Source organism: Pseudomonas pharyngis (genome assembly GCF_021602345.1).
Lineage (GTDB): Bacteria > Pseudomonadota > Gammaproteobacteria > Pseudomonadales > Pseudomonadaceae > Aquipseudomonas > Aquipseudomonas pharyngis.
In genome coordinates this window covers 201,745-225,080 of record NZ_BQID01000001.1, presented here as the reverse complement: position 1 = coordinate 225,080, position 23,336 = coordinate 201,745, and the positions used below count along the sequence as shown (strand labels likewise).

The window sequence follows — 23,336 nt, the reverse complement described above, 5'->3', positions numbered from 1 at the left end:
AATTCGACGATGCACTTTGAGGACTACAACAATGATTATTTACGGTGTGGCGCTGCTGGCGATCTGTACGCTGGCAGGGGTGATCATGGGTGACATGCTCGGTGTTCTTCTGGGCGTCAAATCCAACGTCGGCGGGGTCGGCATCGCGATGATCCTGTTGATCTGCGCGCGGTTGTGGATGCAGAAACGCGGCGGCATGACCAAGGATTGTGAGATGGGCGTCGGCTTCTGGGGCGCCATGTACATTCCCGTGGTGGTGGCGATGGCCGCGCAACAGAACGTCGTCACCGCCCTGCACGGCGGCCCGGTGGCGGTGCTGGCGGCGATCGGTTCGGTGCTGGTCTGTGGCTGCACGATTGCTTTGATCAGCCGCACCCATAAAGGCGAGCCTTTGCCCGACGAACCGGCGGAAATCTCCCCGGTCGGCACACCGGTAGGAGGTCGCTGATATGTGGGATCTCATTGAAAAGGGTCTGGAACACAACGGTCTGATCACCGCGTTCGCCTTCGTCGGCGTGATCATGTGGGTCTCGGTGATTCTCTCCAAACGCCTGACCTTCGGACGGATTCACGGCTCGGCGATTGCCATCGTCATCGGCCTGGTGCTGGCCTGGGTCGGCGGCACCATGACCGGCGGGCAGAAGGGCCTGGCGGACCTGACGCTGTTCTCCGGCATCGGCCTGATGGGTGGCGCGATGCTGCGGGACTTCGCCATTGTTGCCACGGCGTTTGAAGTGCAGGCGACCGAGGCGAAGAAGGCCGGGATGATCGGCGTGATTGCGCTGCTGCTGGGCACGATCCTGCCGTTCATTGTCGGTGCGTGCATGGCTTACGCGTTCGGTTATCGCGATGCGGTGAGCATGACCACCATCGGCGCGGGTGCGGTGACTTACATTGTCGGCCCGGTGACCGGTGCGGCGATTGGCGCGACGTCGGATGTGATGGCGCTGTCGATTGCCACCGGGTTGATCAAGGCGATTCTGGTGATGGTCGGCACGCCCGTGGCGGCGCGCTGGATGGGCCTGGATAACCCGCGCTCGGCGATGGTGTTTGGCGGGCTGGCCGGGACGGTGAGTGGCGTGACGGCGGGGCTCGCGGCGACGGATCGGCGGTTGGTGCCTTATGGGGCGTTGACGGCGACGTTCCACACCGGACTTGGGTGCCTGCTTGGGCCTTCGCTGCTGTTCTTCATTGTTCGCGGGATTGTTGGCTAACAGTCAAAAGCACCCTCACCCTAACCCTCTCCCGGAGGGAGAGGGGACTGACCGAGGTGTTTTGGCGTTATACATCGACCTGAGATTTCTGAGTCGAACTCAGGTCTTGAAAAGCCCCCGATCTGCTCCCTTTCCCCCTCGCCCCCTTGGGGGAGAGGGCTGGGGTGAGGGGGTAAGCTCTTGATCTTGATCTGCTCTTGATCAAACCCCAGTCTGGCGATTGGCATACATCCGACACTCCGCCAACAACGCCAGCAGATTCGGATCCCGCTCTTTAGCCTTCAAAAACACCACCCCAATGTGCTGCTGCAACCGGTACTTCTCCTGCAGCGGAATCAGCTTCACCCGGTTCTCGTACACCGCCGCAATCCTCCCCGGCAGCAACGCATAACCGACCCCGGAACTGACCATGCTCAGCAGGGTGAAGATGTCGTTGACCTGCATCGCCACCTTCGGCTCGAACCCCGCCTGCCTGAACACCCGAATACCGTCCTGATGGGTGGCGAAGCCTTGGGTGAGGGTGATGAAGGTTTCGTCGCGCACCTCCGCCAGGTCCACTTCGCTGCGCTGGGCGAATCGCGAATCCGCCGGGGTGGCGAGGAAGATGTCGTCGGAAAACAGCGGAATCTGCTCGCAGTCCGGGTCGTTGACGGTGTCGTCCAGCGACACCAGGATCGCGTCGACTTCCATGTTTTTCAGCTTGTAGAGCAGGTCGATGTTCGAGCCGAGGATCAGGTCGATGTTGAGTTCGCTGCGGCGGATCTTCAAACCCATGATCAATTGCGGCACGGTCTTCACCGTCAGCGAATACAGTGAGCCGAGCTTGAAGCGCTCGGCCGAGAATCCGGCGGCTTCGCGGGTCAGGCGCACGCTTTCGACCACGTCCTGAATCAGCTTCTGCGCCCGCTCTTCGAGCACGTAGGCGCTTTCCAGCGGTGTCAGGTTGCGCCCTTCGTGTTTGAACAGCGGACAGCGCAGGGCGCTTTCCAGCGAATGGATCGCGCGGTGCACGCTGACGTTGCTGGTCTGCAACTCGGCGGCGGCGCGGGCGAGGTTGCCGGTGCGCATGAAGGCGAGGAACACCTCGAGTTTCTTCAGGGTCAATTCTTCGTCGATCAGCATGGCGCGGACTCTTCTTGGTATCGCTCGATTGTGCCCAAATATCAGGACAGGTGCAGGCCTGCGTTGAACGGAAACATTGCGCTTTTACGCTCAAGGCCCGAGCCTTGCGCGTTGCGGTAAATGAAATCGAGGTGTGCGACACATGTATCACGGAGAAAAACTGAACGCCTGGACGCATCTGGTCGGTGCGGTAGCGGCGTTTGTCGGGGGCGTCTGGATGCTGGTGATTGCCAGCCTCGACGGCAGCCCTTGGAAGATCGTCAGCGTGGCGATTTATGCCTTTACGTTGCTGGTGCTCTACAGCGCGTCCACCGTGTACCACAGCGTGCGCGGGCGCAAGAAAGCGATCATGAAGAAGGTCGATCACTTTTCGATCTACCTGCTGATCGCCGGCAGTTACACGCCGTTCTGCCTGGTGACCCTGCGCGGGCCGTGGGGCTGGACGCTGTTCGGGATTGTCTGGGGGCTGGCGCTGATCGGCATCCTGCAGGAGATCAAGCCACGCTCCGAGGCGCGGATCCTGTCGATCGTGATCTACGCGGTGATGGGCTGGATCGTGCTGGTGGCGGTCAAGCCGCTGATCGCCGCGCTCGGGACGGCGGGGTTTGCCTGGCTGGCGTCGGGCGGCGTGCTGTACACCGTGGGGATCATCTTCTTTGCCCTCGACCATCGGTTGCGGCATGCCCACGGGATCTGGCATCTGTTCGTGATCGCCGGGAGTTTGCTGCACTTTGTGGCGATTCTGTTTTACGTCCTTTAAGCGCCTATCAGTCGGCCGAGTTGTTCGCTGGCGCGCTGACTGAAGATCTGCAGCAAATCATTCAGCGTATGTGGCGGTGGTTCGGTGGCGCGAGTCACCGCGTACAGCGTGATCGGCAGCGGCGGGGCGAGAGGGCGGATAGTGGTGGTGGCCGATGAGGCACCCAGCGCGGTGAACGGATCGATCACCGCGACCCCGGCGCCGGACTCCACCATCGCTCGCGCCAGCGAATACGTCTGCACGGCGATCCGCACACGCGGCGGCGGTTCAACCGCTTCCAGATAACTATCGAGGCGTGCTGCCAGTGGGTCCGCGCTGGACAGTCCGATCAGCGGCGCCCCGGCCAATGCCATCAGCGGCAACGGCTGACCGGAGTCTTTCTCCGGCCAGTAACCTTTGGGCGCCAGCGCCACCAGCACCCCCGATGCCAATGCCTGGGCCTTCAGCCCCGGATGGTCCGGCAGCTGCAACGTCAGCGCCACGTCCACTTCGCGCATCAGCAGGTTCTGCATCAGCTCGCGGCTGTGGGCGCTCGACAGTTCGCAGGCGATGTCCGGGAACTGCGCGGTCCACTGCTGGATCGCTGGAGGCAGCAACGACAGCGCCAGCGCCGGGGTCGCGCCGATCCGCAGGCTGTGGCCGGGTTCGCGGCGCAGGCTCTGGGCCAGACGCCGCACGCCTTGCAGGCTTTCGGTGACCTTATCGACTTCGCGCTCCAGCTCCAGCGCTTCCGGGGTTGCCTGCAACTTGCCGCGCACCCGCAGAAACAACGGAAAGCCCAGTTGCTGCTCGGCGTGCTGCAAGACCTTGGTCACCGCCGGTTGTGAGACATGCAGCAATTGCGCAGCGGCGCTGATCGAGCCGGTCTGGCGGATGGCCTGGAAAATCTCGATGTGACGAAGGCGCATGATGATCCCATAACCTTTGTTTATAGGCCTGGCATCTTTATTCATTGTTCGGCGCCTGTCACCTCACCCTAACCTTGGCCTCGTCTTCAAGAACGGTTAAGGACAGACATGGCTCAGCGTGTGTGCATCATCGGCGGCGGCGTGATCGGGTTGGCAACGGCCTGGGCGCTGGTGCGCGACGGCTTCGAGGTGACGGTGGTCGAGGCGCGGCAGTCGCTGGGCAGCGAAACCAGTTTTGCCAACGGCGGCCAGTTGTCCTATCGCTACGTCGCGCCGCTGGCCGATGCCGGCGTACCGTTGCAGGCAATCGGCTGGATGCTGCGCGGCGATTCACCGCTGAAATTGCGCCCGCGCCTGGACCCGGCGCAGTGGCGCTGGATGGCCTCGTTTCTCGCCGCGTGCCGCACCTCGGTCAACCGCGAAAACGCCGCGCATCTGTTGCGTCTGGCGTTGTTCAGCCAGAGCACCCTGAAACGCTGGCGTGAGGACGACGGGCTCACCGGTTTCAATTGGCGGCGCAACGGCAAACTGGTGACCTTCCGCAACGCCGCCAGCTTCGAGCATGCACGCAAAGGCCTCGCCGATCCGCAGCAACAGCAGGTGTTGTCCGCCGCCGAATGTGCGCAACTTGAACTGGAACTGGCCGATGCGCCGTTTGTAGGCGCGATCTACACGCCGGATGAGGAAGTCGGCGACTGTCATGGCTTTTGCCAGCAGTTGGCGGCGCGCTTGAAGGCGTCGGGTCGCTGCGAGTTTCGTCTCGGTCAGGCAGTCACCGGCATTCGCCATAGTCACGGCGCCGTCACGGCCATTGAACTTGGCGAAGAGACCCTGCCGGTCGAACAACTGGTAATCGCCGCCGGCCATCGCAGCCCGTTGCTCGCGCTGCCCGGCCTGCGCCTGCCGCTGTATCCGCTGAAGGGCTACAGCCTGACCGTGCCGATTGGCAAAGTGCATCGAGCACCGGACGTGAGCATCACCGACTACGACCGCAAGATCGTCTACGCGCGTATCGGCGAACAACTGCGCGTGGCGGCAATGGTCGACATCGTCGGTTTCGACCCGGCGGTGGACCCCGAGCGGCTGGCGCTGATCAAGCGCCAGGCCCGCGACACCTTTCCCGACGCCGGCCACTACGACGCCGCCGTCGAATGGGCCGGCATGCGCCCGGCCACCCCCACCGGCGTTCCGCTGTTGGGCGCCACGGCGTATCGCAATCTGTGGCTCAACCTCGGCCACGGTGCGCTGGGTTTCACCCTGGCCTGCGGCAGCGGGCAGTTGCTCAGCGAACTGATCGGCGAGCAGCGCACATCCATTGATCTGCACGGGTTCAATCCCCGTGCGGCGTGACGGTTTCTGCTAAAACACCCCACCCACAACGGAGAATAACAATGCAAAAAATCACGTTGCTCGGCTGCACTCTGGCGCTGGTTTTCGGCGCTCAGGCGCAGGCCAATGAAGTGCCGCTGACCGGTACGCTCGGCAAGATTGCCAGCACCAATAGCATCACCCTGGGTTATCGCGATGCGTCGGTGCCGTTTTCGTATGTGGGCGATCACACCGGGCAGCCGATGGGGTATTCGGTGGAACTGGCAGGCAAGATCGTCGAGCGCATCCAGCAGCAACTGGCGCTGCCGGAGCTGAAGGTGAAGTACAACCTGGTGACGTCGCAGACGCGGATTCCGCTGGTTCAGAACGGCACGGTCGACCTTGAATGCGGCTCCACCGGGGTAACCGCCGAACGGCAGAAGCAGGTCGCGTTCTCCTACGGTTTCATCTACGTCAAAGGTCAGCTCCTGACTGCCAGGGACAGCGGCATCAAAAGCTTCGATGACCTGCGCGGCAAGAACGTGGTGACCACCGCCGGCACCACCAACGAGCGCTATCTGAAGAGCTACAACCTCGACCACAAACTGAACATGTTCGTCATCAGCGCCAAGGATCACGGCGAGGCATTCCAGATGCTGCAATCGGGGCGCGCTGCGGCATTCTACATGGACGATGCGTTGCTCTACGGCGAGCGGGCCAAGGCGCGCGATCCGCATAACTGGGTCGTGGTGGGGGAGGAGCAGTCGCGGGAAATCTACAGCTGCATGGTGCGCAAGGATGATCCGCAGTTTCTTGCGCTGGTGAACGGCGTGTTGGCCGACCTGTACAGCTCGGGGGAGATCAACGGGATTTACCGCAAGTGGTTCGAGCAGCCGATCCCGCCGAAGGGCCTGAACCTTGAGTTCCCGATGACCAGCGAACTCAAGGCAATCATCGCCAGACCAACCAGTGATCCGGTGCAGTGACGGGTTAGAAATCACCCCACAGTTGCTGCGCTACCGCCAGTGCCACAACCGGCGCGGTCTCGGTGCGCAGCACGCGCGGGCCGAGGCGGGCGGCGTGGAAGCCGTTGGCCTTGGCCTGCTCGACTTCGGCGTCGGACAAACCGCCTTCCGGGCCGATCAGGAACGCCAGCGTTGATGGCTTGGCATGGCTGACCAGCGGCTCGGCCACCGGGTGCAGCACCAGTTTCAGTTCGGCTTGCGTCTGTTTCAGCCAGTCGGCCAGCAACAGCGGTGGATGAATCACCGGCACCCGCGAACGACCGCATTGCTCGCAGGCGCTGATCGCCACCTGACGCCAGTGCAGCAGGCGTTTGTCGGCGCGTTCGTCCTTGAGGCGGACTTCGCAGCGCTCGCTGAAGATCGGGGTGATTTCAGTCACGCCCAGTTCGGTGGCTTTCTGGATCGCCCAGTCCATCCGCTCGCCCCGGGACAGGCCCTGGCCGAGGTGGATGTGCAGCGGCGATTCGACTTGACCGGCGAACTGCTCGTCGATCTGCACCACCACGCGCTTCTTGCCGACTTCCACCAGCGATCCGCGAAACTCATGGCCGGAGCCGTCGAACAACTGCACCGCATCGCCTTCGGCCATGCGCAGCACGCGGCTGATGTAGTGCGCCTGGGCTTCCGGCAGTTCGTGTTCGCCAGTGCTCAGCGGGGCGTCGATAAAAAAGCGGGACAGTCTCATGGTGGGTCTCTTTAAGTAGATCGTTCCCACGCTCTGCGTGGGAATGCCTCATTGGACGCTCTGCGTCCGCTTTTGGGACGCGGAGCGTCCCGGGCTGCATTCCCACGCAGAGCGTGGGAACGAGTGAAGTAAGCCGAATCAGCCCGGATCACGAAACCCGGGATGGAAATCCTTCGGCACCGCCACACTGACGTTGTCACGGGTGGCAATGTCGATGCCTTCGCTGGCGACTTCGGCGAGGAAGTCGATCTGCTCCGGGGTGATCACGTACGGCGGCAGGAAATACACCACGCTGCCCAGCGGACGCAGCAGCGCACCACGCTCCAGCGCATGCTGGAACACCTTCAGGCCGCGACGTTCCTGCCACGGATAAGCCTCTTTCGTGGCTTTGTCCTTGACCATCTCGATCGCCAGGACCATGCCGGTCTGCCGGACTTCCGAAACATTCGGATGATCCACCAGATGCGCCGTCGCCGACGCCATGCGTTGAGCCAGCGCCCGGTTGTTTTCGATCACGTTGTCCTGTTCGAAGATATCCAGGGTCGCCAACGCCGCCGCACAGGCCAGCGGGTTGCCGGTGTAGCTGTGCGAATGCAGGAAGGCGCGCAGGGTCGGGTAATCGTCGTAGAACGCGCTGTACACCTCGTCGGTGGTCAGGCACGCGGCCAACGGCAGATAACCGCCGGTCAGGGCTTTCGACAGGCACAGGAAGTCCGGGCGGATGCCGGCCTGTTCGCAGGCGAACATCGTTCCGGTGCGGCCGAAGCCGACGGCGATTTCGTCGTGGATCAGGTGCACGCCATAACGGTCGCAGGCCTCGCGCAACAGCTTGAGGTACACCGGGTGATACATGCGCATGCCGCCGGCGCCCTGGATCAGCGGCTCGACGATCACCGCAGCGACGCTGTCATGATTTTCCGCCAGCGTCTGCTCCATTGCCGCGAACATATTGCGCGAGTGTTCTTCCCAGCTCATGCCCTGCGGGCGCAGGTAGCAATCCGGGCTCGGCACCTTGATGGTGTCCATCAGCAGCGCTTTATAGGTTTCGGTGAACAACGGCACGTCACCGACTGACATCGCCGCCATGGTTTCGCCGTGGTAGCTGTTGGTCAGGGTGACGAAGCGTTTCTTGTTCGGCTGGCCGCGGTTGAGCCAGTAGTGAAAGCTCATTTTCAGCGCGACTTCGATGCAGGACGAACCGTTATCGGCGTAGAACACCCGGTTCAGGCCTTCCGGCGTCATCTTCACCAGACGCTCGGACAGCTCGATCACTGGCTGATGGCTGAAACCGGCCAGAATCACGTGTTCCAGCTGATCGACCTGATCCTTGATGCGCTGGTTGATGCGCGGGTTGGCGTGGCCGAACACGTTGACCCACCAGGAGCTGACCGCATCCAGATAACGCTTGCCTTCGAAGTCTTCGAGCCAGACGCCTTCACCGCGCTTGATCGGGATCAGCGGCAGCTGTTCGTGGTCTTTCATCTGGGTGCAGGGATGCCACAGCACCGCGAGATCGCGTTGCATCCACTGGTTGTTCAGGCCCATGTTCAGTCTCCTCGAGGCGGCTCGCGTCAGGCGCGGGCAAACAATCGCGCAAGCCTATGCAATGCATCGCGCCGGAACAACCCATTGTGTCGATTGAGCTACTTTGTATGGGCCGATAGACGTCGCTGGCGGCGTTTTGATGGCTGACGTATTCTTCGCGGTTCTTTGGGTCGTCTGACCCGCAAAACTGCTTTTTCCTACGTGTATTTCCGGAGTTCGCTGAATGTCTGTCGGTTGGCTGCGCGCCTGTGCGCTGGTGGTGTTGGGGCTGTTCAGCGTTACGGCGCTGGCCAAGGATAAAACCGCAATCGTGATCGGCGGCGGCCTGTCGGGCCTGACGGCGGCTTACGAACTGCAGAACAAGGGCTGGCAGGTCACGCTGCTCGAAGCCAAGCCGAGCCTGGGCGGTCGCTCGGGCATGGCCACCAGCGAGTGGATCGGCAACGACAAGACTCAACCGGTGCTGAACAAGTACGTTTCGACGTTCAAGCTGAGCACCACGCCGGCCCCTGAATTCGTTCGGACCCCGGGGTACCTGATCGACGGCGAGTATTTCTCCGCCGCCGACCTGACCGCCAAACAGCCTGCCACGGCTGAAGCGCTGAAGCGTTACGAGAAAACCCGTGACGATCTGGCGCGTTCGATCGACGATCCGCAAAACCCGGCGGCGACCAACACTCTGCACGCCCTTGATCAGATCAACGTCTCGAGCTGGCTCGACAAGCAGAACCTGCCGGCCACCGCACGTCAGCTGATCAACCAGGACATCCGCACCCACTACGACGAGCCTTCGCGCCTGTCGCTGCTGTACTTCGCACAGCAGAGCCGGGTGTATCGCGGCGTGTCCGACCGTGACCTGCGCGCTTCGCGTCTGGTCGGTGGCAGCCCGGTGCTGGCCCAGGCCTTCGTCAAACAGTTGAAAACCATCAAGACCAACTCGCCAGTATCTGCCATCACCCAAGACAAGGACGGCGTGACCGTCAAGGTCGGCAGCGTTGGCTACCAGGCCGATTACGTTGTGCTGGCGGTGCCGTTGCGCGCCCTCAACAAGATCCAGCTGACTCCGGCGCTGGACGCCCAGCACCTGGCCGCGATCAAAGGCACCAACTACGGCTGGCGTGACCAGATCATGCTGAAGTTCAAGACGCCGGTATGGGAAAGCAAGGCGCGGATGTCCGGCGAGATCTATAGCAACACCGGCCTTGGCATGTTGTGGATCGAGCCGGCCCTGAAGGGTGGCGCCAACGTGGTGATCAACCTGTCCGGCGATAACGCCCGCGTCATGCAGGCCTTTGGCGACAAGCAGATGGTCGATCAGGTGCTGATTCGCCTGCACACGTTTTATCCACAGGCTCGTGGTTCGTTTACCGGTTATGAAATCCGTCGCTACAGCACCGATCCATCGACCGGTGGTTCCTACCTCGCCTTCGGCCCTGGCCAGATCAGCAAATACTGGCGCCTGTGGGAGCGTCCGCTGCAGCGCGTAGCGTTTGCCGGCGAACACACCGACACCTTGTACCCGGGCACGCTGGAAGGCGCACTGCGCACCGGTCAGCGTGCTGCCAGTCAGGTTGAAGACCTGGCGGCGGGCAAATCCTTCGAACCGGTCAAGGTCGGCCCGGCAGCGGCCACCGCCGCAGCGGCGGGTGCGGGTGCGGCAGTAGCGGCGAAGAAAGGCAACTTCTTCACCAACCTGTTCGGCGGTTCGGACGACGACAAGAAGCCAGAGCCAGTGAAAGCGCCAGAGCCGGCACCTGCTCCAGCCGCTCCAGCGCCTGCACCGGCTCCGGCCCCTGCGCCAGCCCCGGTGGAAGCACCGAAGCCAGCGGCCCCGGTGAAAGCCGAGCCGGCGAAGAAAGCGGCAGCCAAACCAGCAGCGAAGAAACCGGCGGCCAAGACCGAGGCGAAAAAAGCCCCGGCCAAACCTGCAGCGAAAAAGGCTGAGCCGGCGAAGAAGCCAGCGGCCAAACCGGCGGCAACCACCGAGACCAAAGCGCAGTAAGGCTTTGCGGTGAATGAAAAAGCGCGGCTTTCAAGCCGCGCTTTTTTTTGCGTGGGATTCACAACATCCCGCCACACTTTTGTCTTTAATCTTTCCTTAACTCCCCTGTTCAAGACTCTTGATCGTATTTCTCGATATTTCAAAGCAAAATTTTCCGCTTTAATTCGATAGATAACTCGCTAGTCTTGGTTCGCAGTTCTCACAGGATTTGGGCAATGCAGCTACGTAACTCTTCTTCGCGCTACGGTTGGGTCAGCATCTTCATGCACTGGGGTGTGGCGCTGGCGGTCTTCGGGCTGTTCGCGCTCGGTCTGTGGATGGTGGGGCTGGATTACTACAGCACCTGGCGCAAAGACGCGCCGGATCTGCACAAGAGCATCGGTCTGGTGCTGTTGGCTGTGATGGTGTTGCGGGTGTTGTGGCGCTTTGTCAGCCCACCGCCGCCAACGTTGCAGAGCTACAGCCGCATGACCCGCATCGGCGCTAGGTTCGGCCATGGGTTTCTCTACCTTGCGCTGTTCGCCGTGATGATTGCCGGTTACCTGATTTCCACCGCAGACGGTGTCGGGATCCCGGTGTTTGGCCTGTTTGAAGTTCCTGCACTGGTTTCCGGACTACCGGATCAGGCAGATACCGCCGGTGTGATTCATCTCTGGCTGGCGTGGGCGCTGGTAATTTTTTCCGGTCTCCATGCGTTGGCAGCATTGAAGCACCACTTTATCGATCGTGATGCGACCCTGACACGAATGCTGGGACGCAAAGCCTGATGTTCAACCTCGACTCCAAAGGAAAACAAAGCATGTTGAAAAAGACTCTGGCCGCTCTGGCAATCGGCTCTGCCGTCCTGTCCGCCAATGTGATGGCCGCTGACTACGTAGTCGACAAAGAAGGCCAGCACGCCTTCGTCGACTTCAAGATCAGCCACCTGGGCTACAGCTTCATCACCGGTACCTTCAAGGACATCGATGGCAAGTTCAGCTTCGACGCTGCCAAGCCTGAAGACAGCAAGATCGAGTTCAACGTGAACACCGCCAGCGTGTTCACCAACCACGCCGAGCGCGACAAGCACATCGCCAGCGCTGACTTCCTGAACGCCAGCAAGTTTGCCAAGGCGACCTTCGTCTCCACCAGCGTCAAGTCCACCGGTGCCAACACCGCTGACGTGACCGGCGACCTGACCATCCTGGGCGTCACCAAGCCAGTGGTCGTGAAGGCGACCTTCCTGGGCGAAGGCAAGGATCCATGGGGTGGCTACCGTGCCGGCTTCGAAGGCACCACCACCATCAAGCGTTCCGATTTCGGCAAGCAGAAAGACCTGGGTCCGAAGTCCGACGCGGTCGAGCTGTACGTTTCGTTTGAAGGTGTGAAAGCGAAGTAATTTTCGCCGGCCACACAAAAAACGCCCCCGGTCTTGCGATCGGGGGCGTTTTTTATGGCCTGCCGTAACTCTCGTCTCAGCAACGCGCAAAAAAATGCCCCGGTTTTCAGGCCGGGGCATTTTTCATTGCAGTCGAAAACTCAGCGATTGCGGGTCAGCAAGGCCGGTTTTTCACCGCGTGGGCGGCTTGGCAGTTGATCCAGCTGCTCAGGCGTCGGGAAGCGGTCGGCTTTCGACTCCTTGTGCATGATCTTCGGGCCACTGCTGCGCGGGTTCTGCACGGCCGGTTCGGCGCGCTGCTGATCGTCACGGGCCGGGCGGCGGTTGCGCGGATTTTCATCGCGACGACCCTGGCCGTCACGCGGAGCACCGTTGCGTGGGCCACTGCGTTTGCCTGGCGGGGTGCCGGTGCTCGAGCCGTTGCTGTTGCGCGGGCCGTTCTGGCGACCTTGCGACTGACCGCCGCGTGGTGCGCCCGAACCTGCGCCTTGCGCCGGAGCGCCTGGACGACGGTTGCGACCACCGGCCGGAGCCTGCTTCGGCACGTAATCAACGCGGTTACCGAAGTTATCGATATCGTCGTCGAGGAATTCGTCCGGAGCACGGTCAGCAGCGGCGCGTGGTGGCTGGCTTGGCTGGCGTTGTTCGCGGGCCGGGGTGCCTTCACGCGGCTTCTGTTGACGGGCTGGACGCTCGCCACGTTCGCCGGCCGGTTTTTCCTTGCCCTTGTCTTTGCCTTTGTCTTTACGACCGCCGCCACCGCCGCCGCCATTCGGGCCGTCGCCGCGTGGGCCACGGGCATTGCGCGGGTTGCGCATGTCCGGACGTTCACGGGCTTCCGGCTTCTCGGCCTCGATGGTGCTGGCATCGAAACCCATCAGGTCGCCGTCGGCGATTTTCTGCTTGGTCATGCGTTCGATGCTTTTCAGCAGTTTTTCTTCGTCCGGCGCGACCAGCGAGATCGCCTCGCCCGAACGACCGGCCCGGCCGGTACGGCCGATACGGTGGACGTAGTCCTCATCGACGTTCGGCAGTTCGAAGTTGACCACGTGTGGCAACTGGTCGATGTCCAGGCCACGGGCGGCGATGTCGGTGGCAACCAGGATGCGCACTTCACCGGCCTTGAAGTCGGCCAGGGCTTTGGTGCGGGCGTTCTGGCTCTTGTTGCCGTGGATCGCCACAGCCGGCAGGCCGTGTTTGTCCAGGTACTCGGCCAGACGGTTGGCGCCGTGCTTGGTGCGTGTGAACACCAGCACCTGTTCCCACGCGCCGGCGGTAATCAGGTGGGCCAGCAGCGCACGCTTGTGGCTGGCCGGCAGACGGAAGACGCGTTGTTCGATGCGCTCGACCGTGGTGTTCGGCGGCGTCACTTCGATGCGTTCCGGGTTGTGCAGCAGTTTGCCGGCAAGATCCGTGATGTCTTTGGAGAAGGTCGCCGAGAACAGCAGGTTCTGACGCTTGGCCGGCAGGCGCGCGAGGACTTTCTTCACGTCGTGGACGAAGCCCATGTCGAGCATGCGGTCGGCTTCGTCGAGCACGAGAATTTCGACGTGGGACAGATCGACGCTGCCCTGGCCGCACAGGTCGAGCAGTCGACCGGGGCACGCCACCAGCACGTCAACGCCACGGGACATGGCCTGAACCTGCGGGTTCATGCCGACGCCGCCGAAGATGCACGCGCTGACGAATTTCAGGTCGCGGGCGTAGATCTTGAAACTGTCGTGAACCTGCGCCGCGAGTTCGCGGGTAGGGGTCAGCACGAGCACGCGCGGTTGGCGCGGGCCGTGACGCTGGGATTTGTCCGGGTGACCGTTGGGAAACAGCCGCTCCAGGATCGGAAGGGCGAAACCGCCGGTTTTACCAGTACCTGTCTGAGCCGCAACCATCAGGTCGCGACCTTGCAACACGGCGGGAATGGCCCGCTGTTGCACCGGAGTAGGCTCGGTATAGCCCGCATCTTCGATAGCGCGGACCAAAGCCTCGGAGAGACCGAGGGAAGCAAAGGACATGAGTAATCCTGTTTCAGTTAGGGCTTGGCCCAATGGGAGTCTTGCCTGGCGCGAATGGCGTTTAAGAGGACGCAATCCCGTCCGGTCCTGCTGCGGTTCCGAAGGCACGTCCGGAGCGCTCGCGCGGGCTGAAAAGCTGCGCTGTAGCGGGTCGGGAGGCCTGTTACGGTTCCGGGCGTCCGGGCGTGAGCCTGGCGGGAACGCCGGAGTATAACAGAGCAATCACTGCGCGCCGCTTTCCTGCTGCTCAACGGTTTTGCCGCTGGCGGTGGCGTTGCCCAGCGGTGCCGCCAGGGCGGGGGCTGCGCCGTAGCGAGCGCTGAGCTCGGCATAGGCCGGTTCGCGCTTGAAACGCTTGAGTTCGGCGCCGAAGCGCTGCACCAGCAAATCCATCCCCGCATTGCGTCGCACGGCCAGAAACTGGCTCTGGCGGCTGATGACCGTGGGGTTTTCAGTGATCTGGTTGCGGATATCCAATTCATCGAGCAAATGCTGACCCACCCGGCGGTCGGTGATCAACAGGTCGATGCGCCCGCGCACCAGTTTGCCGAAGTTGGCTTCGTGGGTTGGGGCCGGCTCGCGGGTGAATAACGTTGATTCGCGAAAATCGGGGCTGTACAGGTAGCCCGGCGACGTACCGATGGTCAGGCCCTTGAGGTCTTCGAGGCTGCGAAAAGGGTGCGGGCGGTCGTTGGCGTAAAACATCACGAACTCGACGTCCGACAGCGGTTCGCTCGGATAGAGCAGGGTGGCGTCGCGTTCATCGCTGTGGAAGATGTCCAGCGCGCCGTCGGCCTGGCCGGTTTCGAGCATCGACAGGCAGCGTTTCCACGGCAGGAACTGCCATTCGACTTCGATGCCCAGGCGCTTGAACACGATGGCGGTGGTTTCGTAGTCCAGTCCGAGGTTCTTGCCGTCTTGTTCATAGACGTACGGCGCCCACGGTTCGGTGACGATACGCAGCTTCTCGCCCCGAGCGGCAAAGCTCAGGCAAGCAAAAACCAGCACGGCGAATAACTGCGTGATCAAAGGCATGGCTTGAGATTACGACGAGAAACGGCAAAGAGCCAGAAACTGGCCGCAGAAGCTCTGTTTCGGGCGTTTAAAAGCAAAAGATCGCAGCGGCGAAAGCGCTGTAGGCACTGTCGTGGCTGCGATCTTCTGGTTCTGCGGTTACGTCTTTTTAGCGCGGCAGCTTCAGGTTGTTCCAGATCGCCAGGCTCGGTTCGGCCTGGTTCATGGAATAGAAGTGCAGGCCGGGTGCGCCGCCTTGCAGCAGGCGCTCGCACATCTCCGTGACGACCTGTTCGCCAAAACGCTGAATGCTTTGGCTGTCATCGCCGTAGGCTTCCAGCTGCTTGCGAATCCAGCGCGGGATTTCCGCACCGCAGGCATCGGAGAAACGCGCGAGTTTGCTGTAGTTGGTGATCGGCATGATCCCCGGCACGACCGGAATGTCCACGCCCAGCGCCTGCAAACGGTCGACAAAGTAGAAGTAGCTGTCGGCGTTGAAGAAGTACTGAGTGATCGCGCTGTCGGCCCCGGCACGGGCCTTGCGCACGAAGTTGGCGAGATCGTCCTCGTAGTTGCGCGCTTGCGGATGCATTTCCGGGTAGGCGGCGACTTCGATGTGGAAATGATTGCCGGTTTCTTCACGAATGAATTCAACCAGTTCATTGGCGTGACGCAGCTCGCCGCTGGTCATGCCCATGCCGGACGGCAGGTCACCGCGCAGGGCGACGATGCGCTTGATGCCGGCGGCCTTGTACTCGTTCAGCAGGCCGCGCAGGTCGTCCTTGCTGTCGCCGACGCACGACAGGTGCGGGGCGGCGGGGATTTTGACTTCGCTTTCCAGCTGCAACACGGTGTTCAGCGTGCGGTCACGGGTCGAACCGCCAGCGCCGTAGGTGCAGGAAAAGAAGTCGGGGTTGTAGGTGGCCAGCTGACGGGCAGTGGCGAGCAGTTTTTCATGCCCAGCATCGGTCTTGGTCGGGAAGAACTCGAAGCTGTAGCGACGGTCTTGGGACATGGAGGGGACCTCCAGCTACAAGCTGCAAGCTTCAAGCTGCAAGAGCAGCGGAGGTGCGCTGGTCTCTTGTGCCTGAAGCTTGCGGCCTGACACTGTTTTGACAAATAGGGGCAGAGCTTTCGGGCTTCGCGCGGCAAGCCCGGCTTGTGGCCTTGCTTGCCGCTTGAAGCTTGAAGCTCGCAGCTGCTCTTAGTAGCGGTAAGCGTGCGGCTTGAACGGGCCTTCGACGGTCACGCCGATGTAGTCAGCCTGTTGCTTGGTCAGTTGAGTGACCACGCCGCCGAAGCCGCGAACCATTTCCAGGGCCACTTCTTCGTCGAGTTTCTTCGGCAGTACTTCAACGGTCAGGCGCTCGGCTTTCTGGGCTGGCGACAGGTCGGCGTACTTCTGGCCGAACAGGAAGATCTGCGCCAGCACCTGGTTGGCGAACGAACCGTCCATGATGCGGCTCGGGTGACCGGTGGCGTTGCCCAGGTTCACCAGACGACCTTCGGCCAGAAGGATCAGGTAGTCGTCGTTCTGAGCGTCGAAAGCGCCCGGGCCGGTACGGTGGATCTTGTGTACCTGTGGCTTCACTTCTTCCCATGCCCAGTTCTTGCGCATGAAAGCGGTGTCGATTTCGTTGTCGAAGTGACCGATGTTGCAGACAACGGCGCGCTTCTTCAGGGCTTTGAGCATGTTTGCGTCGCAAACGTTGACGTTACCGGTGGTGGTCACGATCAGGTCGATCTTGCCCAGCAGCGCTTTGTCGATGCTCGCTTCAGTGCCGTCGTTGATACCGTCGATGAACGGCGAAACCAGTTCGAAACCGTCCATGCAGGCTTGCATGGCGCAGATCGGGTCGACTTCGGAGACTTTGACGATCATGCCTTCCTGACGCAGGGACTGGGCCGAACCCTTGCCCACGTCACCGTAGCCGATGACCAGCGCTTGCTTGCCGGACAGCAGGTGGTCGGTACCGCGCTTGATGGCATCGTTCAGGCTGTGACGGCAGCCGTACTTGTTGTCGTTCTTGGACTTGGTCACCGAGTCGTTGACGTTGATGGCCGGGATTTTCAGCTCGCCCTTGGCCAGCATGTCCAGCAGACGGTGCACGCCGGTGGTGGTTTCTTCGGTCACGCCGTGAACGCGGTCCAGAACCTGTGGGTATTTCTTGTGCAGCAGCTCGGTCAGGTCGCCGCCGTCGTCGAGGATCATGTTGGCGTCCCATGGCTGGCCATCCTTCAGGATGGTCTGCTCCAGGCACCACTCGTACTCTTCTTCAGTCTCGCCTTTCCAGGCGAAAACCGGGATGCCGGCAGCAGCGATGGAAGCAGCGGCCTGGTCCTGAGTCGAGAAAATGTTGCAGGACGACCAGCGCACTTCGGCACCCAGGGCAACCAGGGTTTCGATCAGCACGGCGGTCTGAATGGTCATGTGGATGCAGCCGAGGATTTTTGCGCCTTTCAAAGGCTGCTCGGAAGCGTACTTGCGGCGCAGACCCATCAGGGCCGGCATTTCCGATTCGGCGATGATGGTTTCGCGACGGCCCCAGGCAGCCAGGGACATGTCGGCAACTTTGTAATCGTTAAAATCGGCAGGCGTGATAACAGCGCTCATGAAGAGCCTCCATTCGTAATGTATGCGAATGGGCGCCGTTGTGCGTTTAGTGTCCGGCCTGAGCCGGTCAACGCCCCATCCGAGCCTGACAGGTTGAACCTGCTGCAGCGCCCCTCGGACAGGTGGCGGGAAAACGGTATCAAGTGAACGTTACGGTTTTGAAACGGGGGCGATTATAGCCGTCTAGACTGATCTTCCAAAGGGTTTCTGTCGGCCAGATGAAGATCGCCAATCGCGACCATAGTAGAAGCCTCATGGAGCATGACCGCTCAGTCTGCCAAGATGGCGCCATCATTCGGCAAGACGCTCAGGAGTGAAGATGAATTTCCACACCCGCAAGTGGGTAAAACCCGAAGACCTCAACCCCAACGGCACCCTGTTCGGCGGCAGCCTGCTGCGCTGGATCGACGAGGAAGCGGCGATCTACGCCATCGTTCAACTGGGCAACCAGCGTGTGGTGACCAAGTACATTTCCGAAATCAACTTCGTCAGCGCCTCGCGCCAGGGCGACATCATCGAACTGGGCATCACCGCCACCGAGTTCGGCCGCACCTCGATCACCCTGACCTGCGAAGTGCGCAACAAGATCACCCGCAAGAGCATCCTGACCGTCGAGAAGATGGTCTTCGTCAACCTCGGCGAAGACGGCTTGCCGGCGCCGCACGGGCGAACCGAGATCAGGTATGTCAAAGACCAGTTCAAGGATGACGTGCCCGTTACCGAGTAATCGCGTCACACCGGCGAACGGAAGCCGAGCGGCGCGTGTCGTAGCCTTATGACCCCGCCACCGGTTTCCCGCCATGACCACACCAACAGACGGCAAGACCCCCGACCTCTCGGCCAAGGAACAACACGAAGTCGAGAAAAACCAGCCGCCCCGGGCGGCGGTCCTGCATGAAATCATCCGCAAACAAGGCGACCAGGAACTGGAGCGCAGCATCGCCGCGCTGTGGTGGTCGGCGCTGGCAGCCGGGCTGACCATGGGCCTGTCGCTGATGGGCATGGGCCTGCTCAACTCGCGTCTGCCCGAGGGCGACGAATTCAAGGTGATCGCCAGCTTCGGCTACTGCGCGGGTTTTCTCGCGGTGATTCTCGCCCGCCAGCAACTGTTCACCGAAAACACCCTGACCGCCGTGCTGCCGGTGATGACCAAGCCGACCCTGGCCAATTTCGGCCGGTTGATCCGGCTCTGGACCGTGGTGCTGTTCGGCAACCTGTGCGGGACGATTCTGGTGGCGTACGTGATGCTCGAACTGCCGATCTTCGACAGCAAGACCGACGAGGCCTTCCTCGAAATCGGCCGCAAGGTCATGGAGAACCATGCGAGTCAGATGTTCGCCAAGGGCATCGTCTCGGGCTGGATGATCGCCACCATGGTCTGGATGATCCCGTCCATGGAAAGCGCGAAGATGTGGATCATCATCCTCATTACCTATCTGATGGCACTGGGCGATTTCACTCACATCGTGGTGGGGTCGGCGGAGGTGTCGTATCTGGTGTTTGCCGGCGAGTTGCCGTGGAGTGACTTCTGGGCGGTGTTTGCCGGGCCGACCCTGGCGGGGAACATCATCGGCGGCAGTTTCATCTTTGCCCTGATCAGTCATGCGCAGATCCGCAGTGAAAGCGGCGCGCCGAAAGAAACGGATGCGCCGAAGGAATCTGCGGACCAGGCCGAAAAGCCCGATCCGCAGCGGATCAAGAAATGATCAATGGTGCGCGGGCTCGGCAGCGGTCGCCGGCTCATCGCGGGTTGCGTGCTTGACCAGTTTGCCGATGGTCAGGCCCTGCAACAGGATCGACGACAGCACCACGATGTAAGTGATGCTCAGCAGCAGATCGCGCTCCGGGCCCAACGGCAGGGCCAGGGCCAGTGCCACCGAAACACCGCCGCGCAATCCGCCCCAGGTCAGGATCCGGATCGTGCCGCGCGGCACCGTGCGCCAGCGCCGCAGCAAGACGATGGCCGGGGCCACGGTGAGCAGGCGCGACAGCAGAATCGCCAGCGCCAGCAAACTCGCCGCCGCCACGTGCAGCCAGTTGAACGGCAGCAGCAACAGCTCCATCCCGATCAGCGCGAACAGCAACGCGTTGAGCATGTCGTCGAGCAATTCCCAGAAACCGTCGAGGTATTTGCGCGTCATGTCGTTCATCGCCAGGTTGCGACCGAGGTTACCGATGATCAGCCCGGCGACCACCATCGCAATCGGCGCCGAGACATGCAGCTCGGTGGCCATCGCCGAACCGCCAATCACCAGCGCCAGGGTCAGCATGACTTCGATCTGGTGCTGCTCGATGCTCTTGATCATCAGGTACACCAGATAACCGATCAGCCCGCCGAACAGCACGCCACCGATGGCTTCGTGAGCAAACAGCATGGCCGTGGCGCCGATAGTCGGGGTTTCGCCCAGTTGCGCGATGCCCAGCAGCACGGTGAACACCACTACGGCGGTGCCGTCGTTGAACAGCGATTCGCCGACGATGGTGGTCTTCAGCGGCTTCGAGGCATTGGCCGTACGCAGCACGCCGAGGACGGCAATCGGGTCGGTCGGAGAAATCAGCGCACCGAACAACAGGCAGTAGAGGAAGCTCACGTGCCAGCCGAACAGGGCAAAAATGTAGTAGGCGAGGCTGCCGATCACGGCGGTGGCGATCAGTACGCCGAAGGTCGCCAGCAGGCCGATGGGCCAGCGATAGCTGCGCAGGTCGTTCAGGTTCACGTGCAAGGCGCCGGCGAACAGCAGGAACGACAGCATCCAGTTCATCAGCAGATCGCCGAAGTCGATCTGGCCGATCAGTTGCTGCACGCGCTCTTCCAGACCGGGGTAACCGAGCAGGCTCAGGCCTTGCAGCAACAGGGAAAACATCAGTGCGGTAACCATCACGCCGATGGTCGGAGGCAGGCCGATGAAGCGGAAATTCACGAAGGTGAGGAGGGTGGTGAGGCAGATGAAAGCGGCGACGAGTTCAAGCATCCGGGGTCCTTTGGATGGGGGTGAAAGACAGCGCGGCCATTCATGGACGCAAGGGTTGGATGGGCTGACGCCGGGTGGGGACACAATTGTGTCCCCCGGGAAAATCAGCCGGACACATTGACCGCAGCGACACCCCGACGTTGCAGGTAGATGAAAAACAGCGCCGTCAGCACGGTCAGCACGCCTACCAGCGCGCCGGTCCACGGCAGGTCCGCCAGGTCCGCGCCACTGGCCACCACCAGCCCGCCGATCCATGCGCCGGCGGCATTGCCGAGGTTGAACGCGCTCTGGTTCAGGGTCGAACCGAGGTTCGGTGCCTCGTGAGCCTGATCGATGATCAGCAGTTGCAGGATCGGGCACAGGGCGAAGGCAAAAATCCCCCACAGCACCAGCGTGATCGCCGCCGGAACCACCGAGCGACTGGTCTGGCTGAACGCCGCCAGAATCACCACCACCGCCAGCGCAACACCCACCAGCGACGGCAACAGACGGCTGTCGGCCAGGCGTCCGCCGAGCATGCTGCCGCCGGTCAGGCCGACACCGAACAACAGCAGCATCACCGTCACGCCGTGGGGGCTGACGCCGGTGATGTCCTGCAGAATCGGCGCGATGTAGGTGAACACGCTGAACAGGCTGGTGGAGGCCAGCACGCTCATGCCCAGTGCCAGCAACACGTTGACCTTGCCCAGCACCTTGAACTCGCTGGCGAGGTTGGCCTTGTCCATCGGGATGTGTTTCGGCAACCACAGCCATTGGGCGAGGGCGGCGATCACACCGATCACCGAGACCGCCCAGAAGGTCGAGCGCCAGCCGGCGTACTGGCCGAGCGCCGTGCCCAGCGGTACGCCGAGGACGTTGGCCAGGGTCAGGCCGGTGAACATCATGGCAATCGCCTGCGCTCGCTTGTTCGGTGCGACCAGCCCGGCGGCCACCACCGAACCGATGCCGAAGAACGCGCCGTGGCACAGCGCGGTGACCACTCGCGCCGCCATCAGCGTTGCGTAGTTCGGCGCCAGTGCGCACAGCACGTTGCCGAGGATGAACATCAGCGTCATGCCCAGCAGCGTGGCCTTGCGCGGCATGTTGGCGGTGCCGATCGCGAGGATCGGCGCACCGAACACCACGCCCAGGGCGTAGCCGGTGATCAACAGGCCAGCGTGGGGAATGCTCACCGCGAGGTCGCGGGCGACATCGGGCAGCAGGCCCATGATGACGAATTCAGTGGTGCCGATGCCGAAAGCGGCAACAGCGAGTGCAAGCAAGGCGAGTGGCATGCGCAAGGTCTCTGTCGGTAGTCTTGACGCTTTGATCAGGCATACGCAGGCCGGCGACCGGTCTCGGGCGAGAACGGGCAGGCAGGAATTATTGGAATTTATCTGTGCGCAACTGAGTGCGGCGTGGTCGCTTGCAGTATAAACAGCTGCTGACACATCGCGAATCAATAATCTGACTAATTGGCTCAGGTTCAACAACAAGAACAAAGGAGTGGCATGTGCTGGCGACAGCTCTGGTGTTGGTGGCGGCGCTGTTGCACGCAGCGTGGAACACGTTGATCAAGTTCAGCGCCGAACGGCTGCTGGTGGTGGCCTGCATGGACACCGTGGCGCTGTTGTTCGTCGCGCTGGCGATGCCTTTCATCAGCCTGCCGCCGGCGGAAATCTGGCCGTGGATTCTGGCGTCGGCAGCGTTCGAGCTGCTTTATCGCTACCTGTTGATTCAGGCCTATCGGGTCGGCGACCTGGGGCTGGTCTATCCGTTGATGCGCGGATTGTCGCCGCTGGTGGTGCTGGCGCTGACCCTGATCTTCGCCGGCGAAGTGCTGACCACCCAGCAGATCTTCGGGATCCTGCTGATCCCGCTGGGCATGGCTTGCCTGCTCTGGCAGGGCGGCGGCGGGAAACATTTGCCGTGGGCGATGCTGCCGGTAGTGGCGCTGATCGGCTTGTGCATCGGTTGCTACACCTACATCGACGGTCAGGCGTTGCGGCGCTGGTCGCATCCGCTGGATTACCTGGTCTGGGTCACGCTGCTCAGTGCCTGGCCTTTCCCGTTGCTGGCGTGGGTGGCCAAGCGGCCGGCGTTCAAGCTGTTCTGGCGCGAGCAATGGAAGCTGGGACTGGCGGTCGGGTTCTGCGTGTTGTTCAGCTACGCTCTGGTGCTGTGGGCGATGCAGTTGGGCTCGATTGCCGAAGCGGCGGCGTTGCGTGAAATCAGCGTGATCCTGGTGGTGCTGTTCGGCATGCGTTACCTGAAAGAACCTTTCGGCCGGCCGCGGCTCTTAGCCTGTGGGCTGGTACTGATCGGCATGTTGGTGATGAAGTTCTGACCGCCCGGCAACTCTAAAACTCGAAAGAAGGACGGTGTTATGACGGTGGCTTTGTGGTGTGTGTTGATCGCGATTTTTCTGCCCTATCTGTGCACCGTCGTGGCCAAGGCCTCGGGCGGTTTCAGACTGCGGGACAATCATGATCCCCGGGACTTTCTGGACAGCGTGGATGGCGTGGCGCGCCGTGCCCATGCGGCGCAACTGAACAGTTTTGAAGTGACCCCGGCGTTTGCGGCGGCGGTGATCGTCGCGCACCTGGTGGGCACGGCAGAGCTGGTGACGGTCAATGTGCTGGCGGTGCTGTTCATCACCAGTCGCCTGCTCTACATCATTTGCTATCTGGCGGACTGGGCGGCTTTGCGCTCGTTGGTATGGTTTGTCGGGATGGTGCTGATTGCTAGCTTCTTCTTCGTTTCGATCTGAACCTGAAAAGATCGCAGGCTGACGAGGCCTG

The 23,336-nt window shown here is 61.9% G+C and carries 22 protein-coding genes and 1 riboswitch; of the genes, 12 read left to right on the top strand and 10 right to left on the bottom strand.

Features of this window, described 5'->3' with window-relative positions:
* The first annotated feature begins 31 nt into the window (after positions 1-31).
* Both madL and madM read left to right on the top strand, forming a co-directional pair.
* Entirely contained in the window at positions 32-448 is a 417-nt protein-coding gene (gene madL / locus L6D74_RS00990) for a malonate transporter subunit MadL (protein ID WP_064380127.1), read from the top strand.
* Position 449: 1 nt separating this feature from the next.
* A complete protein-coding gene (madM, locus tag L6D74_RS00985; RefSeq protein ID WP_007953314.1) occupies positions 450-1,214 on the top strand; it encodes a malonate transporter subunit MadM in 765 nt (254 codons plus the stop codon).
* A gap of 201 nt (positions 1,215-1,415) precedes the next feature.
* Here madM and L6D74_RS00980 read toward each other — a convergent pair whose 3' ends face one another.
* The gene (locus L6D74_RS00980) at positions 1,416-2,336 is read right to left on the bottom strand and encodes a LysR family transcriptional regulator (RefSeq protein WP_085646958.1); all 921 of its coding nucleotides are present in this window, start codon (positions 2,334-2,336) and stop codon (positions 1,416-1,418) included.
* Positions 2,337-2,478: 142 nt separating this feature from the next.
* Here L6D74_RS00980 and trhA point away from each other — a divergent pair, with 142 nt between their 5' ends.
* Entirely contained in the window at positions 2,479-3,096 is a 618-nt protein-coding gene (gene trhA, locus L6D74_RS00975) for a PAQR family membrane homeostasis protein TrhA (RefSeq protein WP_011336351.1), read from the top strand.
* On the opposite strand, the gene L6D74_RS00970 is transcribed toward trhA, so the two are convergent.
* Positions 3,093-4,004: a LysR family transcriptional regulator gene (locus tag L6D74_RS00970; protein WP_085646957.1), complete on the bottom strand. Its 912-nt coding sequence runs from the start codon at positions 4,002-4,004 to the stop codon at positions 3,093-3,095. The genes trhA and L6D74_RS00970 overlap by 4 nt on opposite strands.
* Positions 4,005-4,112: 108 nt before the next feature.
* Here L6D74_RS00970 and L6D74_RS00965 point away from each other — a divergent pair, with 108 nt between their 5' ends.
* On the top strand, positions 4,113-5,354 hold the full coding sequence (locus tag L6D74_RS00965; RefSeq protein ID WP_236187488.1) for a D-amino acid dehydrogenase: 1,242 nt from the start codon (positions 4,113-4,115) through the stop codon (positions 5,352-5,354).
* A gap of 41 nt (positions 5,355-5,395) precedes the next feature.
* On the top strand, positions 5,396-6,298 hold the full coding sequence (locus L6D74_RS00960) for a transporter substrate-binding domain-containing protein (RefSeq protein WP_236187487.1): 903 nt from the start codon (positions 5,396-5,398) through the stop codon (positions 6,296-6,298).
* Positions 6,299-6,302: 4 nt separating this feature from the next.
* Here L6D74_RS00960 and L6D74_RS00955 read toward each other — a convergent pair whose 3' ends face one another.
* Positions 6,303-7,022: a 16S rRNA (uracil(1498)-N(3))-methyltransferase gene (locus tag L6D74_RS00955; protein WP_064600035.1), complete on the bottom strand. Its 720-nt coding sequence runs from the start codon at positions 7,020-7,022 to the stop codon at positions 6,303-6,305.
* Positions 7,023-7,160: 138 nt separating this feature from the next.
* Positions 7,161-8,567 (bottom strand): adenosylmethionine--8-amino-7-oxononanoate transaminase, encoded by a 1,407-nt coding sequence (locus tag L6D74_RS00950; protein WP_236187486.1) that lies wholly within the window; start codon positions 8,565-8,567, stop codon positions 7,161-7,163.
* Between the two features lie 223 nt (positions 8,568-8,790).
* Between L6D74_RS00950 and L6D74_RS00945 the strand changes: the two genes are divergently transcribed.
* The 3 genes from L6D74_RS00945 (at position 8,791) to L6D74_RS00935 (ending at position 11,947) form a co-directional block, all read left to right on the top strand.
* Positions 8,791-10,569, top strand: a complete 1,779-nt coding sequence (locus L6D74_RS00945) for a flavin monoamine oxidase family protein (protein ID WP_085646952.1) — start codon at positions 8,791-8,793, stop codon at positions 10,567-10,569.
* Positions 10,570-10,784: 215 nt separating this feature from the next.
* Positions 10,785-11,336 carry a cytochrome b gene (locus L6D74_RS00940; RefSeq protein ID WP_236187485.1) on the top strand — a complete coding sequence of 184 codons (552 nt, stop codon included), beginning with the start codon at positions 10,785-10,787 and terminating at the stop codon, positions 11,334-11,336.
* A 32-nt stretch (positions 11,337-11,368) separates the two neighbouring features.
* Complete coding sequence (locus L6D74_RS00935; protein WP_045121911.1) at positions 11,369-11,947, top strand: YceI family protein; 579 nt, start codon at positions 11,369-11,371, stop codon at positions 11,945-11,947.
* 140 nt (positions 11,948-12,087) lie between these two features.
* Here L6D74_RS00935 and L6D74_RS00930 read toward each other — a convergent pair whose 3' ends face one another.
* The 4 genes from L6D74_RS00930 to ahcY all read right to left on the bottom strand — a co-directional run bounded on the left by L6D74_RS00930 (position 12,088) and on the right by ahcY (position 17,584).
* Positions 12,088-13,956: an RNA helicase RhlE2 gene (locus L6D74_RS00930; protein ID WP_064600025.1), complete on the bottom strand. Its 1,869-nt coding sequence runs from the start codon at positions 13,954-13,956 to the stop codon at positions 12,088-12,090.
* Positions 13,957-14,178: 222 nt separating this feature from the next.
* Positions 14,179-14,991: a substrate-binding periplasmic protein gene (locus L6D74_RS00925; RefSeq protein WP_039767962.1), complete on the bottom strand. Its 813-nt coding sequence runs from the start codon at positions 14,989-14,991 to the stop codon at positions 14,179-14,181.
* Between the two features lie 148 nt (positions 14,992-15,139).
* Positions 15,140-15,985, bottom strand: a complete 846-nt coding sequence (gene metF / locus L6D74_RS00920) for a methylenetetrahydrofolate reductase [NAD(P)H] (RefSeq protein ID WP_007959683.1) — start codon at positions 15,983-15,985, stop codon at positions 15,140-15,142.
* 189 nt (positions 15,986-16,174) lie between these two features.
* A complete protein-coding gene (gene ahcY / locus L6D74_RS00915; protein WP_007961892.1) occupies positions 16,175-17,584 on the bottom strand; it encodes an adenosylhomocysteinase in 1,410 nt (469 codons plus the stop codon).
* A gap of 23 nt (positions 17,585-17,607) precedes the next feature.
* A riboswitch (S-adenosyl-L-homocysteine riboswitch) is annotated at positions 17,608-17,706 on the bottom strand.
* 197 nt (positions 17,707-17,903) lie between these two features.
* Between ahcY and L6D74_RS00910 the strand changes: the two genes are divergently transcribed.
* Both L6D74_RS00910 and L6D74_RS00905 read left to right on the top strand, forming a co-directional pair.
* Complete coding sequence (locus L6D74_RS00910; RefSeq protein WP_011336338.1) at positions 17,904-18,311, top strand: acyl-CoA thioesterase; 408 nt, start codon at positions 17,904-17,906, stop codon at positions 18,309-18,311.
* A gap of 73 nt (positions 18,312-18,384) precedes the next feature.
* Positions 18,385-19,290, top strand: coding sequence for a formate/nitrite transporter family protein (locus L6D74_RS00905; protein ID WP_039767964.1), 906 nt, complete (start codon positions 18,385-18,387; stop codon positions 19,288-19,290).
* On the opposite strand, the gene L6D74_RS00900 is transcribed toward L6D74_RS00905, so the two are convergent.
* Together L6D74_RS00900 and L6D74_RS00895 are read right to left on the bottom strand one after the other, a co-directional pair.
* On the bottom strand, positions 19,291-20,556 hold the full coding sequence (locus tag L6D74_RS00900; protein ID WP_064600020.1) for a cation:proton antiporter: 1,266 nt from the start codon (positions 20,554-20,556) through the stop codon (positions 19,291-19,293).
* A 104-nt stretch (positions 20,557-20,660) separates the two neighbouring features.
* Positions 20,661-21,830 carry an MFS transporter gene (locus L6D74_RS00895; RefSeq protein WP_007959692.1) on the bottom strand — a complete coding sequence of 390 codons (1,170 nt, stop codon included), beginning with the start codon at positions 21,828-21,830 and terminating at the stop codon, positions 20,661-20,663.
* Between the two features lie 218 nt (positions 21,831-22,048).
* Here L6D74_RS00895 and L6D74_RS00890 point away from each other — a divergent pair, with 218 nt between their 5' ends.
* Positions 22,049-22,882 carry an EamA family transporter gene (locus L6D74_RS00890; RefSeq protein ID WP_064600018.1) on the top strand — a complete coding sequence of 278 codons (834 nt, stop codon included), beginning with the start codon at positions 22,049-22,051 and terminating at the stop codon, positions 22,880-22,882.
* A gap of 39 nt (positions 22,883-22,921) precedes the next feature.
* A complete protein-coding gene (locus L6D74_RS00885) occupies positions 22,922-23,305 on the top strand; it encodes an MAPEG family protein (RefSeq protein WP_039767967.1) in 384 nt (127 codons plus the stop codon).
* Positions 23,306-23,336: the final 31 nt, after the last annotated feature.

Excerpts from the sequence above, each read along its gene's own strand:
- L6D74_RS00965 (WP_236187488.1), top strand. The coding sequence starts at position 4,113 with ATGGCTCAGCGTGTGTGCATCATCGGCGGCGGCGTGATCGGGTTGGCA.
- L6D74_RS00970 (WP_085646957.1), bottom strand. The coding sequence starts at position 4,004 with ATGCGCCTTCGTCACATCGAGATTTTCCAGGCCATCCGCCAGACCGGC.
- L6D74_RS00885 (WP_039767967.1), top strand. The coding sequence starts at position 22,922 with ATGACGGTGGCTTTGTGGTGTGTGTTGATCGCGATTTTTCTGCCCTAT.
- L6D74_RS00945 (WP_085646952.1), top strand. The coding sequence starts at position 8,791 with ATGTCTGTCGGTTGGCTGCGCGCCTGTGCGCTGGTGGTGTTGGGGCTG.
- L6D74_RS00925 (WP_039767962.1), bottom strand. The coding sequence starts at position 14,991 with ATGCCTTTGATCACGCAGTTATTCGCCGTGCTGGTTTTTGCTTGCCTG.
- L6D74_RS00930 (WP_064600025.1), bottom strand. The coding sequence starts at position 13,956 with ATGTCCTTTGCTTCCCTCGGTCTCTCCGAGGCTTTGGTCCGCGCTATC.
- L6D74_RS00980 (WP_085646958.1), bottom strand. The coding sequence starts at position 2,336 with ATGCTGATCGACGAAGAATTGACCCTGAAGAAACTCGAGGTGTTCCTC.
- L6D74_RS00910 (WP_011336338.1), top strand. The coding sequence starts at position 17,904 with ATGAATTTCCACACCCGCAAGTGGGTAAAACCCGAAGACCTCAACCCC.
- trhA (WP_011336351.1), top strand. The coding sequence starts at position 2,479 with ATGTATCACGGAGAAAAACTGAACGCCTGGACGCATCTGGTCGGTGCG.
- L6D74_RS00935 (WP_045121911.1), top strand. The coding sequence starts at position 11,369 with ATGTTGAAAAAGACTCTGGCCGCTCTGGCAATCGGCTCTGCCGTCCTG.
- L6D74_RS00895 (WP_007959692.1), bottom strand. The coding sequence starts at position 21,830 with ATGCCACTCGCCTTGCTTGCACTCGCTGTTGCCGCTTTCGGCATCGGC.
- L6D74_RS00960 (WP_236187487.1), top strand. The coding sequence starts at position 5,396 with ATGCAAAAAATCACGTTGCTCGGCTGCACTCTGGCGCTGGTTTTCGGC.
- L6D74_RS00940 (WP_236187485.1), top strand. The coding sequence starts at position 10,785 with ATGCAGCTACGTAACTCTTCTTCGCGCTACGGTTGGGTCAGCATCTTC.
- L6D74_RS00900 (WP_064600020.1), bottom strand. The coding sequence starts at position 20,556 with ATGCTTGAACTCGTCGCCGCTTTCATCTGCCTCACCACCCTCCTCACC.
- madM (WP_007953314.1), top strand. The coding sequence starts at position 450 with ATGTGGGATCTCATTGAAAAGGGTCTGGAACACAACGGTCTGATCACC.
- L6D74_RS00950 (WP_236187486.1), bottom strand. The coding sequence starts at position 8,567 with ATGGGCCTGAACAACCAGTGGATGCAACGCGATCTCGCGGTGCTGTGG.
- ahcY (WP_007961892.1), bottom strand. The coding sequence starts at position 17,584 with ATGAGCGCTGTTATCACGCCTGCCGATTTTAACGATTACAAAGTTGCC.
- L6D74_RS00955 (WP_064600035.1), bottom strand. The coding sequence starts at position 7,022 with ATGAGACTGTCCCGCTTTTTTATCGACGCCCCGCTGAGCACTGGCGAA.
- madL (WP_064380127.1), top strand. The coding sequence starts at position 32 with ATGATTATTTACGGTGTGGCGCTGCTGGCGATCTGTACGCTGGCAGGG.
- L6D74_RS00905 (WP_039767964.1), top strand. The coding sequence starts at position 18,385 with ATGACCACACCAACAGACGGCAAGACCCCCGACCTCTCGGCCAAGGAA.
- metF (WP_007959683.1), bottom strand. The coding sequence starts at position 15,985 with ATGTCCCAAGACCGTCGCTACAGCTTCGAGTTCTTCCCGACCAAGACC.